The sequence below is a fragment of the Mariniflexile sp. HMF6888 genome, assembly GCF_044335535.1.
Classification (GTDB): Bacteria; Bacteroidota; Bacteroidia; order Flavobacteriales; family Flavobacteriaceae; genus Mariniflexile.
Map to the genome: position 1 here is coordinate 381,474 of NZ_JBIQVZ010000002.1, position 13,037 is coordinate 394,510.

6 protein-coding genes are annotated in these 13,037 nt (G+C 33.9%); 3 read left to right on the forward strand and 3 right to left on the reverse strand.

All coding sequences use genetic code 11. The features are described 5' to 3' along the window. Positions 1–10: 10 nt before the first annotated feature. From ACGLWY_RS06930 to ACGLWY_RS06940, 3 genes are all read right to left on the reverse strand, one after another. Positions 11–526, reverse strand: a complete 516-nt coding sequence (locus ACGLWY_RS06930; RefSeq protein ID WP_396618948.1) for a hypothetical protein — start codon at positions 524–526, stop codon at positions 11–13. 156 nt (positions 527–682) lie between these two features. Next, entirely contained in the window at positions 683–1,021 is a 339-nt protein-coding gene (locus ACGLWY_RS06935; protein WP_396618949.1) for a hypothetical protein, read from the reverse strand. 103 nt (positions 1,022–1,124) lie between these two features. Then, on the reverse strand, positions 1,125–8,753 hold the full coding sequence (locus ACGLWY_RS06940; RefSeq protein ID WP_396618950.1) for a SpvB/TcaC N-terminal domain-containing protein: 7,629 nt from the start codon (positions 8,751–8,753) through the stop codon (positions 1,125–1,127). A 279-nt stretch (positions 8,754–9,032) separates the two neighbouring features. On the opposite strand from ACGLWY_RS06940, the gene ACGLWY_RS06945 reads away from it, so the two are divergent. The 3 genes from ACGLWY_RS06945 to ACGLWY_RS06955 all read left to right on the forward strand — a co-directional run bounded on the left by ACGLWY_RS06945 (position 9,033) and on the right by ACGLWY_RS06955 (position 13,034). Then, positions 9,033–9,491: a hypothetical protein gene (locus ACGLWY_RS06945; RefSeq protein ID WP_396618951.1), complete on the forward strand. Its 459-nt coding sequence runs from the start codon at positions 9,033–9,035 to the stop codon at positions 9,489–9,491. 283 nt (positions 9,492–9,774) lie between these two features. Further along, the gene (locus ACGLWY_RS06950) at positions 9,775–10,002 is read left to right on the forward strand and encodes a hypothetical protein (protein WP_396618952.1); all 228 of its coding nucleotides are present in this window, start codon (positions 9,775–9,777) and stop codon (positions 10,000–10,002) included. 8 nt (positions 10,003–10,010) lie between these two features. Further along, positions 10,011–13,034 carry an SIR2 family protein gene (locus ACGLWY_RS06955; protein WP_396618953.1) on the forward strand — a complete coding sequence of 1,008 codons (3,024 nt, stop codon included), beginning with the start codon at positions 10,011–10,013 and terminating at the stop codon, positions 13,032–13,034. Positions 13,035–13,037 lie beyond the last annotated feature (3 nt).

A 13,037-nucleotide genomic window follows, 5' to 3' on the forward strand; every position in this document is an offset into this window, starting at 1 on the left:
TGGCATCAACCTATTTTTTACTTTTAAATCCAACCTCCATTACTTGAACCACCTTTGCTAAATCCCCAACAGCATATGCCCAGTTATGACATTTAAAGCTTCTAAGATTTTTGAAAGAAGTCCCACAATTGTAGCATCTCAAACCTTCAATTGCATGAGGTACTTCTGTGTTTACATATTTTTGTTCCCCAAGAATTACTTGAGCTATCATGCTAGCCGAGTGAATAGAACTGGCCGCTGAGGAGACGATGTCCAGCCAATTAACCTCACGCTTACATTTAACACAGGTCTTTCTATCTCCACTTACCCAAAGTGGGGCACCAATTGTTTTTGTTGGCATACCCAATAATTTTTCAATGGCTCTAACATCCTCTTCTTTGGTGAGCCATTTTAATTTTCCTGGTAGTGAAGCAGGGGAGTCATAGACTTGCTTAAATACCCTGTCACTTACAGGATAAGTGAATCGTTGGTTTTGTTCCTCTGATTTAGTCCGCGTTGTTGTCGCTTCTGAATATTTTTTTTTCATGACATTTTTTTTATAAAGTTTTTAAATAATTTTCCATATTATAATGTTGATATTCCAAGCTCTTGATGGATCATACCCCATCAAATCCAAATACGCACTCACCCCGTACCTGTTTTGCTTTTGATTTTAATATTATTGACATTGTAAATACACTATTTAAAATTTTATTCTTACGGTTTTAGACTCATTCCAACCCAACCAGCACCTTAACTTTGAATTCAACTCTTCCCCCTTGGCAAGTCGTTCAATTTGTAATTGATGAGACAACTCACAAATGAATTCATAGATGTGTTTGTCCAAAAGACATACACTAATCAAATAGTTGAAATGACCTGCAACATAACTGGTAAAAATGATTACCATCCATGTTTCGGTGAACTCAACCTGCCCTAACATGAATTGACATTTGGTAACGTAGACAAACAATCCATCTGGTAATAGGATTGAAAAGAAATCAATCAATCCGATGAAAAAACTTTGTGGTTCAAATTTCATAATGAAAAATTTTTATGTTTTTATCTGATTCAATAGGTTGTCATTTAAATTGGATATTTAGGGTTTCAGTTTGGTTCACTTCGAGTATTTTTTACTTCTTTTTTTATCTAACACTAGTATAGAAAAGAAAGAATTTCTTAGAAACACCTGCAATACCAAACTCCTTATACTTAGTAACATCAATTGCTATTTTTTTTGCCTCTTTGGGATTATCTGCCATCCATTTATTACTTCTTGCCCAAACTGGGAAAAACCTTTGGAGACCTTCAAATGTTCTTTTGTATCTTTTTATTCCATTCTTTTTTTTCTTTTCAGGAAGCCCAATAGGACTTACCCAATGTGTTGCACCTTTTGTTGGATCATTTTTAGAAGGATTAGTATCATCCAACCTAGCTTTGGCAGCATCAACTGTTGATGGAAAGGATTCTAAAAATGTATATCTTGAGTTAGAGGAAAGATTATCAAAACGATCTTTTAATTCTACATAACCGCTAATATCATCTTTTGAGGGTTTGTCTACTGTTCCACCAGTTCTATTCAAATAGGCATAGGCTATTGCCTTCTGGGCTTTTTCTTTCTCCTCCCCCTTCAGTCCTTTTACAGATCCTGCTTCGTTATAAACGATATTGGCTAACCTTAATAGATCATCTCCATGTTTTGCTTCAGCTTCTTTTTTAATTTTATCCACAGAAGTTCTCATGGAATCTATTTTTACAATTCTATCCTTATATAGCTTGAATTCCCCTTTATTCTCATCAATTGCCCAATTCTTTTTTTTATACTCCTCTTTTAATTTTTCTATTTTTTCTTGATACGTTTTCTTTTCACTACTTAAAAAAGAATAAACATCTTTAAAAAATTCAGCATTATCTTTGGATAATTTTACGGTTCCAGATGGATCTACAAATTTCAATGTATTATTGCTGGTATAAGCAAATAGATTTATACCATCTTCTATCCCAATAGGATCCCCACTCAACCACCTGCCCAGCCACGGCAAATAATACCTCGCACTATGGTATTCCAGCCCCGTTTCCTCATCCCGCTCCATACCAGTATAGCGGTAGCGTTTGGCAGCAGATTTTATGGCAGCATTTTTAGCCTGATAGGCAGTAGTGCCATAGGGATGATATTCTTCATAGGAAATTACTTTCGAATCTAGTGTTCCGTCTAACTCAAGGGCGGCAGAACCTAAATGGTTGTGTAATTGGTAACGCACCAACCTCACCCCAACCCGCTCCTCTTGCGGGGGAGCAGGATCGGCATTTTGTTTGACCGTTTCTATCATCACAAAACGATGTCCTTCGTCAAGCAGGCTAAGCGTCTCTCTTTCAAACTTGACACTATTCCCTTGATACGTTTTGAATGTTTCATAACCCGATATGTAGATGCGTTCTTCTTTTTTAGTAGGTGCTACCCCTGCACTGGTTTGGTTTTCGGTTATCTTACGTATGCGTTGTCCACTGCCATCATATTGGTAATATGTAATGACCGGAATATTATCATCGGTACAATGTTGCCGACTGGTCAGTACCACTTCCTCTTTAAAGTTCCAGCCTATCTTTTCAAGGTGCGGTAGCTCTTCCATATAGCCATGTTTGGGCTGATGGCTATATTTGGTATAGTTTGCAGGGTTCCCGTTGTTTCCAATGAAAGTTCGTTTTAAACGGTTGTTGTTGGTTTCGTATTCATACCCCCTAGTCCAATTACCACCTGCAGCAACATGCTTCATCTCCATGATGTTTCCTACCGCATCATATTGATAGCTTTGGGAATAAATTCGTACCGCCATCGGGTCGCCCATATTCATGGCCCGCATAAAGGACCTGTCATTCCAGTTATCGCAATCGCTAAAATTTATGGCAGCATTATTCTCCCTGCCGGTTGCTTCCACAAGGCGGTATAAGGCATCATAGGTATATGAGCAAAGCGCTGGTACAGCACTATTCCTGAAAAACACCACGGGGGCAATTTTATCTTCTATAAGGGTGATGTTTCCTATAGGATCATAGGTATAAAACCAATCCTGTAAACGATCACCATTCAAGCGTTTGCTTTCTAATCGTTTTAGATGAAAGGTTTCCTTATCATAATAAAATTTGGTGATTACATCATTACCATAGATGATTTTATTGCGTTGCCCTTTTTCGTTGTAATCAATGTCTTTGACATAAACAGAGGAGTTGGTTTCCCCAGAATGTAACACACTTTCTCCATCCAATAAACCGGCTTCGTTGTAAGTGGGTGTAATAACACTACCATCAGGTTCAGTTTGTTTGATAATCCTTCCCAATGCATCCGTCTCAATCGTAAAAGTAAATCCAACACCCGGTTCCAAATCATTTGACAAGTTGGCATCGATCCAGTTAGCGACTTCTTTGTATTTTCTGAATAGTTTTCTGGTGGTTTTCAACGGTTGCCCCTTAAAATCGTAATCAGGGGTATCCACTAAGCCTCCTGTATCATACTGCTGGATTACCTGACCCAAAATGTTGTGGGTTTGAATAGCCACTTCGTTACTGCGATTACTGGTTAGTAAACTTTCTCCATAAATAATCCTGTCAAAAATATGGTTGAGAGGATCATCCGTTCCATCAGCTTTCTTCCTATCACCTCCAAGCACTATGCTATGGGTTGGACGATGGGCATTATCATAGAAGTATTGAAACTCGTGATTGCGTTCATCCCAGGTACGGAGCGGATTATTCAATATATTGGTGAGCATCCATCGCTGCCCGGCATCCATACTGTTTTGATACACTTTATTACCCAGCATATCATACTTGTATTGCATCACCATATTACCACGGGCATCCGTTACCGAACGAAGATTGCCTTCAATGTCTAAATTCAAGTGAGTTGTGTAAAATTCATCTGCATTTGTTTGTATATTTTTATTGTGTTCAATAGACTGTACTGTTCTTCCCAAGGTATCAACATGCTCTACAGTAGGCGTGTTGGCATGCTTAGCAGCTTTGTCGGCGACAATTTTTTCTCTGCCAGGGTCTTTCCCTTCTGCTAAAAGCTCTGCATCAATAAGTCGGTAAGCTCTGTTAATATACCAGGTGCATTCTGAATCTAAAATGGTATCATTGACATCATGCACCGTTTCCTTCCAGGAATCAAATTCCACTTTGGAGAACGTACCATCGGGCATTTTGGTTTTAATTAACCGCCCCGCAGCATCGTAAAACATTTTGGGCGTCACACCCGTTTCAACCAATTCCTTATAATCCTCATAATGCCAGATGAGTGAAAAATAGGGTTCGTATTGCTTTACGGCATTGCCTTTGTTGTTTTTAATGGTTCTACCATTTCCAATCCAGCGGAGTTGTTTTGGATTAAGAGAAGCCGTATCTATTTCAGTTACCACGATTGAATCATCAGAATTGACCATTACTTGTTTGGCTTTGCCGGGTTCCGCCTGAACTTTTTTCATCACCACCTCGCCTATGCCATTGGAATATTCAAATGCAATTTGAACCTTACTTCCTTGAGGGTTCAGATTTCCATCAAGCATCCTATAATGGGTTTCTCTTGTAATGGAAGCAATAACTGCTGGAGGCAAAGGCTTTACTTTTTGGGGTTCCCCATTTTTAATATGTTGTTTATTTTCATCATCAACCTTCTTATATTCATCAAAATCATAGACAAATCGTGAAGAGGCATGATTTAGTAAATCTTTTCCTATTAAAACAAGTTGAACAGAATCAGGGGCATTGAAAAAGTTGAGGATGGCCGTAGTTTCTGCCGAATTAGTGACTTGTGATAATCCTGTCAATTCGTCTGCTTCATTGCCTTTACCCATTACGGCTACTGCCTTTAACAATCCCAGTTCATCACTGATGGCCTCTGAAAAATTGCCATTGAGATCTTTTATCCATTGTGGAGAAAGTGTGCGAAAGTTAAATCCTTTCTTAGTATTGTCATTTTGAAAATCAAGATGTTCAACCCTGATCTTATTTCTCAAGGTATCCTCCGTTTCTTCAATAAAAAGAAAATAGGATCCATCATATTTCACCTTGGTAACAGCATCGTATGGGTCGGTATAAGAAATAGGGGTATAAAAGCGATTTTGGGCATCTATTTGACTCTCAGTGATAGATTTAAATTGAATGGTGCCTGAGCGAATCCACCAGTTATTATCGCCTTCGCTGTGGGTAAACTTCCCCTCTGTTAGGATGGATGCATTGACTTTTGTTCCAAAAATATCTGCAACCAATTCAGGTGTATAAGCCAATTGATAGCTTTCAAATAGAAGTGCGAGCGATTCCAACTGATGCAATGGCAAAGCACCAGTTAAATTGTTGCGGTAATAAATGGTACGGATATGCTCAATCAATCGCTTCTGGGCTTTTCCCAAGGCTAAGGCTTTATTCAATTCATGGTAATGGGCAGTATCTGAATTTAAATCATCCAAAATGTTTGTAAAATCACCAACAGCATAATATGTATCCGATTTTGCCACTCCTTTCAGCTCAAAGGTTTTTACTTCTGAAGGCAATCTTAATCGAAGCATATTTTCACCGAGAACATCATTTGTAAACTGGTATTGGGTATAAATAATAACCGTTTTGCCCTGTTCTTGCTGAGTTTCTGTGGGCAGAGAAACATCAGGTTTGATTCTTGGATAAACTACCGAAGCAGATTCCAAGACATTGCCATACTCATCCAATTTTATATTTAGGTTATGAGCAATTCTCGGATCCTCGGCATTGCGTTCATAACTATAGGTAATAGCCTCACTTTCCTTCACCACAAAAACAGCATGTTTATTGTTGCCTTTGGGCTGTAATAGTTCAATAACGCAATTGTGGGTAGCCACAGAGAAAGGCGTAAACTCTTTTCTTCTTGCTTCCTCTGAGTTTCCATACTTGATGGCATCTTTGGCGAAGGTTTCAGAACGCAATGCCATCCCTTTACAAGCCCGATAAGCTTCCCGCCATTCATCGGCGGTGAGTTGGTTAAGAATGCTTGAATCCATTCTCTCTGGAACTGTGAGTCGGGCATCAGGCAATGCGACTTCAGGGTGGGCTACTGCCCCAAATTCTCTTTCATAGTCATGATACCAGTAATCCTTTTCAAATTGATTAAGGATTTTTTCATTTTGCACAAAGGCTCCGGTGTGATACCATGATTTAGATACCACGGGTTCTTGATGCAAGTCTTCTTCTGTAATGTTAGTAGCATCTTGTTTGCCCCAATGCTCAAAAGTTTCTGCATCAATCTGTTCCACCATTCCAAATCCACGGAATTCTCTTTCAGCATGATCATAATAACCGTGATGGTATTTGTATTTACTAATAAACTTGTATCCAGAAATTTTGTCCTCGGTAGTAGTTTTTGAAACACAATGAACCGGAAAATGCAATTTCGTTATCCAGGGTTTGCCGGTTAGTTTATCCTCTATGTAAAATTTGGTTGAAGGCTCATATTCTAAAGAAACCTCTTTGCCAAGATTGTTTTTATAGGAAACCATGATATGAGGTTTCTTACTATGCATCAGGTCAATATATTTTAAAGGAGCATTTGAATCCTTGGACAAGGAGCTTGACCAAACAATACAGGCTACGCCATTCCCCAATAGATCAGTAATTGTAATTCTAGACTGATCGTGTATTTCGGGGAATGTACCTATTTCAAAAGGAGTCGTACCAAATCTGTTTCCACTAAGATTTTTCCAGCAAGTAAACTTGTTTTTACCCAAATAAATGATGTCGGAAGTTCCGGACCCATCTATATCGGCCAACCTTAAGTAGGCGGGATTAAAAGTATCGGGATGATCAAAAACCGGGGCATTGTCCAATGTTACTTTGGCTCCAAATTTACCATAGCCCAAATTGGGCCAATAACAAACTTCACCATTCCTGATTCTCAAAATATCTGTCATGCCATCACCTGACATATCCGCCAAATAGATGGTTTGCTTGGCATCGGCAAAAACGATGTGTGGACCTTCCTCTTCATCGAAAGGTTTACTCGTTTTCTGGGCAGGCATAAAGCCATTCCTTCCTTCTGATGCATACCATGTAAACACATAATCTTCCGAAATGACCACTTCAGGTTTCCCATCCCCATTTAGATCAAACATCCGGGTGTTGGGGTCTCCAAAATCAATATTGGGCAAGGTTTTGAATGGATGTAGACCTTGCCATTCATGGTCATCATCCAGTTCAAAATAACCTCTTGGTTCCCCATTAAAACTAACTAACTGTTTACCTCCATCAGCATCCAAATCACTCAATTGAAGTTGGCCACCCAATCCTGCAAAGGAAGGTTTAGGAGAAACCAGCTTAGCTTGTTCAAACATCAGTTTGGGATCACTATCATCATTCCACACACCCAAGTTGTGCTTATAATACCAACCATTTGCCTGTTCTGATAATATTCCCGAAAGCCCCTCATTAAATAAGTCTATAAATTGATAAGGGGTTTGTTCTATTCCTGTTGGAGCATGAATAAGCGCTTCAGGTGAAACCGTTTTTATATCACTATTCCAGTCATGGCTTTGGTATTCAAACTCCATAGCAGGTAGTTTTTTATAAGAATAGGTCCCATTTGGCTTCTTAATATACCCATAGGATGTAATAGCTTTTAGAAAAGTAAAATCTTGTTCTGCGGAAGTGTCATAATCAAAATTTACTGAACGTACAAGACCATCATATTCATTAGCGCCTTTGAAATGGTGATACAATAGAACCCTTTTACATAGTCTGGTAGTTCGTATTTCAAAACCTGATTTATAGTCTGAAAAGGCATCTGGTCTGAAATCCCAAGGGTTTAATTGATCTATCGGTTGCGTGTTATAATCTGTTGTGCCGTAATCAAATACTGTTTTAAATAAATAATCCGTTCCATCGGGAAAAGCATCCCCGAATTGCCTGTATGGTATTTTATTGCCATATAAAACCTTATCAAGATAAAGATTGGTATAGGTGATGTTTCCGGCTTTTAATCGGTTCCTGTTGTGAATTAATGATTCATCAAAACCAATTGCATCTTCTTGCTTGTAAAGATATTGCGTACAGTTTCCTTGGTCATCAAAAACAAACTCAGGCAACCATTCAAATACTTTTCTTGAATCTGTTGGATCTTTCAAGCGTGAATTTGCTGACCAACCAAATAAGGTTGTTACATTCTCTTTGGTGATGACCCGCCATTTTATTTCACTGGCATCCTTCTTTGTCCATCGTTCAATGCGGGCGAACAATCCTTCTATTCTCGGTTTATAAAATCGAATGGTAAATAAATTATTCGGAGAATCATTTTCGTTGATAACATAGTCACCATTCCCATCTTTGATAAAAGAACCATCAACTGCTTTCTTAAACTCCGGTACCAAATCTTCTGCTTCAGAAAACAGAAATACATCCGAATCAATGGGATCTAAGTACTGAGGAAGTCCTTTATCTGTTTTTCTTTTGATGGATCCCAAACTCAAATTCCACCCTAACCCAAATATCCCGTTACCGGCACCGGAATTATAAGATAGAGCTAACTCGGGCGAAACACCCCTAGCTGGAGAAAATGGAAGTGGAATGGAGAAAGAAGATGTGCCATTGATGGCATTTACTGAAAATTTTTCATCAATTCCTTTGATAGCACCTCCTCCTTTAGGAAGAGAGATTTCCGGAATTTGAATAGCATTGGATTTAGTTGCATGTTCTTCCTTTTGAGCCGAAAGAAGATTTGCCCCTTTAAAGCTTGTAATATTATTGACGTGTTTTCCCATTTAAGACATTATAAATCCATCAACAAAAATTGAATGATCCAGTCTAATAAATGTGAGAGAGCATAAAAGTATTAGCTAGAACAGCTATTGGTATAATGCTTAAGGAGAAATTAAATGTAGTAAACTTTAATGAGAAAAACAAAACAAATTATATTTTTAACACAAGCATAAATATAACTAATTATAAACAGAATATTAAATCAATTTTAACCTATACAAAAATGGTTTCAATGATTAAAACCTGATGTACATGGTCATTTTTTTAACTATTATAAGTTTGTGAATAGAATTTTATATAATAATCTGACGACTAAAAAGATCGATTCTTTTGAATCAAATAACTTTTCAATTAAATTTACACCGAACTGGAGACAAATAAGAAAGATTAGAAATAAAACCATTTCGGATTTTATTAACTTGAAAAATTATGTCGGAATTTTACAGATAAGTTCATTCCAGCATTCTGACAAAAATTATGTCTTTGATTTAAACGAATCGATATCGGAAATAGAACAAAGCGGACACAAAGCCGAAATTAAAAACATTTCTGAATATCAATCTGTAGTCTATGCTCTAAATTATAAGGATGAAAATTTATATCAATTTCGTTTTGAATTTGGCTATAAAAACAAACGGTTATTTATCACTCTGACATTCGACAATATCAATGAAAATGTAATTGAAAACAATTATAATGAGATCGTTAAAATACTAAACTCAATGAAGTTTAAAGAATAAAAAACTACGTAATAATAAAGAAAACAAGATTTTAAAAGTTATCGACAATCATTTGATTTAATATCAAATGAAATCAAAAAAAATGGCTGTCTATTTCCCGATGCAGAAAATAACTTAAACTGAATATCAACAAGTTATAATTATAAGGTACAAATAAGATACAATTAAACCTATTGAAGTTTATTTCTTCTAATAACTAATTTTATAATAAAACATCATAAAAATCAAATCATATAAGACAATTATCATATTTTAGTATGATTATTAATTAATAATTCTAAATATGAATAAAAGAAATAAACTTACTTTTTATTATTTAATTGTACTAATGGGCTTAGCCTTTATAGTTATTGGAATCATTACAACCGTTAGTTTTTTTGATACTGTTTCAGAATTAGATAAAAAAATCCAAATGCGAATTTACTTGTATATAGGATTGACGTTGCTCTTTGTTTATAATGGTTATAGAATACTTTCTAAATTTTATAATGATAAAATAAAAGGCAAGTAGTTATTTATATGTTAAAAAATAGATACAATAATAATGCTGCTTCTATAAAGGAAGCAATTATCAATGATAGGCTAGTGATATTTGCAGGAGCTGGTGTTTCAAAAGATTCTGGTATTCCTTTATGGCATGAATTAGAAAAAGGGATAAAAAATCGCTTAAATGAATACACAAGTGAAACAGACGCTTTAAAAATAGCTCAAATGCTATATAATGAAAAGGGAGAAAAAGAATATAATGATATTTTAAAAGAGCTTCTTTTCAAAAATACCACCCGTCATAATTTACTGCATGAAATATTATTAGATATAAACCCTCAACATATTATAACCACTAATTATGACCATTATTTTGAGAATGTAATAAAAGATGAGGGATTACCTTTTTCAATTGTATCAAAAGATGAAGATTTACCTTATGCTAAACATAAAAAATTACTAATAAAATATCATGGGGATTTTGAAAATCATAATATAGTCTTAAAAGAAAATGATTACTTAGAGTTTTCACAAAATAACACCTTAAAAGAAGTATTTGTAAAGTCATTATTTAGTAATAAAACAATTCTCTTCGTTGGTTATAGCGTTTCAGACCCAAATTTAAAATTATTGATTAGAGATATTCAGCATATACTAAAAAAACATTATCAAAGAGCATATTTAATAACAGCAAAAAATGAAGTGTCAGATTCAGAAGTTAAGTATTTTGAAAATTTAGGCATTAATATTGTTTTTCAAGATTCAGAATCAATAATAAAAGATGAAACTATAGAAAAAAGATTATCTGATATTGGATTCAATATTTATAATCAATTAAAATACATTAAAGATTTCAAACTGTACGAATACAGAAGTTTTTTAGATAACGATTCATCTAAAATTAAAACAATTAATGAGTTATATAATTCTTTATCAAGATTTCATTACATAAGAGTTCTACCCCAAAATACTTTGGCTAGGTTGTTTCCAATTTGTAAGAATTCAAAACAAGAGGCTGTTCATTTAATTAATGGGGCTACACTAAAATGTTTTAATGATGAACTTTATAATCTAATAGCAGATTTCAAGGGTAAAGATGATGAGAATTATTCTAAAGATGAAAAGGAAAAATTAAATTATTCCCTGTCTAGGATAGTCTTCTCTGGTGTTTACAGTATAGGCAAACCAGGCAAAATCGACTCTTTTGGAAATTACTCAGTAAAAGATGAAATAGATATAACTACTAAAATTACTGTTGACCCAAATTGTGAATGTATCGATTGTTTAATTGACAAATATGATTATTCAAATGCTATAAAAAAGATTTTCAAATATGACATCAATGATAACTCCGAATTGTGGGAAGATTTAGTCTATGCATATAATTTATTTAGAGTTTGTGATTTTTATACTTGCTATTTTGCTTTAAATAAAATAATTACAAAATCTAATAGATTAAATAGATTAGAAGTGAGTTTTTTGGCAAAATATAATCTTAAAAGATTAAAATGGGCAATCCGTAATGATTTTTACAATGATAAAATTAATTGGGATGACATTCAGAAAGTTAATGAAGAAATTGACAAAATAGACCTTGATGATGAGTTAGATAAAGTTAAATATTTTGTTGATGAAGACGTATATTTATTATTAAAAGAAATAAGAGACGGTATATATATACAAAGACTGTGCAACGAAATAGATGAGATATTTGTAAAAGTACCTAAGACCGTCGAAAACATAAAAAATGGAGGCTCCGAAAGCAGTAATGTGTTTAACAACTTATATCGAACAGTTAAAAAATTAAAAAGCTTTTTACAAGACAACTTCATTATAGGTAACGGCTTCTCCCCTGTCGAAGTAACCCTTAACAAATCCATTAATACTTTCATTTTAGGATACTATTTAAAAAGTTTTGCTGATAAGCAATATAATAAGTTATTTGGTTTATCTCATATAGGTGAATTCGATACATTTCTTTTCAAATTAATTATAGAAGATTCTAAACCAAAAGAACTATTAAAATTTTTAAAGAAAAATGAAATAAATAATATAAAAATTGCTAAAGGTAGTATTGGAAGAATAATTCTATGGATTAATAATTTTCTAAAGTCAAGCTACAAGATACCTATGCATTTTAGTAATGAAGCTAAAAAAAATACTTCTTTTATAAATGTTGTTGAAGGGAATGAATTATTTGAAAATGATTTAATAAGAATTTTCAATAGTATATGCCTCGTTGTTGCTTACTTTGATTTTTCAAAAGAACAGTTTAAAACAATCTATAAAAATATCAATCATTATATTGATTTCATGCCATTTAATATTCAAGATTATTATGGTTTAGAAAAAATAATCATTAATAGGCATGATGATTTGGATAGTGAAGAATTAGAAGAAAGCTTAAGAATATTTAATAAAAAAAACTATATAAATAATTCTTATAATTTAATATTAGAAGCCCTAATAAAAAAGAATAGAGCTTTTAAAAATACTGGTATAAACTTAAATAAATATGAAATTGAAAGCCATAGTTATAGATTTACTATTATATATAAAACTCTTCCAATTGAAATGAAATCTAAATTCAAAAGTTTATTAACAGCAAAACTTGATGAAGAAAAAGACACCCAAATCTTTTATCTTTCAATCAGAGAAAAAATACTAAACACAAAAAAAATAAAGGAACAGTATAAAAAAATCATTTTAAGGAAACTAAAATTAGAATTCGATGATTCAACTCCAAATGTAAAATGGATTCTGTTTCCTATTTTACAATTTTATGATTTAGCATATAAAGGCATTATTCAAACTAATGATATTAATGTAAGTGAAATAACAGAACCTAAATTCAAATTTTTACATAATCCCGAAAAATTCAAAAAAGATGAATTTGATGTAAATTGGCTTTTTGAATTTAATTGGGAATCATTCTGTAAAAGATTTTCCAAAATTAACTATATAATAAACTCACTTGAAAACGAGTTATTAAAAAAACACGATGAAAAACTAAGTGAAATATATTTCAATATTAGAAGTTTTGGCTCAAAAAATTAACTT

What these genes read in the sequence shown, in the direction of transcription:
- ACGLWY_RS06930 (WP_396618948.1), bottom strand. Translation starts at nt 526, where the DNA reads ATGAAAAAAAAATATTCAGAAGCGACAACAACGCGGACTAAATCAGAG.
- ACGLWY_RS06935 (WP_396618949.1), bottom strand. Translation starts at nt 1,021, where the DNA reads ATGAAATTTGAACCACAAAGTTTTTTCATCGGATTGATTGATTTCTTT.
- ACGLWY_RS06940 (WP_396618950.1), bottom strand. Translation starts at nt 8,753, where the DNA reads ATGGGAAAACACGTCAATAATATTACAAGCTTTAAAGGGGCAAATCTT.
- ACGLWY_RS06950 (WP_396618952.1), top strand. Translation starts at nt 9,775, where the DNA reads ATGAATAAAAGAAATAAACTTACTTTTTATTATTTAATTGTACTAATG.
- ACGLWY_RS06955 (WP_396618953.1), top strand. Translation starts at nt 10,011, where the DNA reads ATGTTAAAAAATAGATACAATAATAATGCTGCTTCTATAAAGGAAGCA.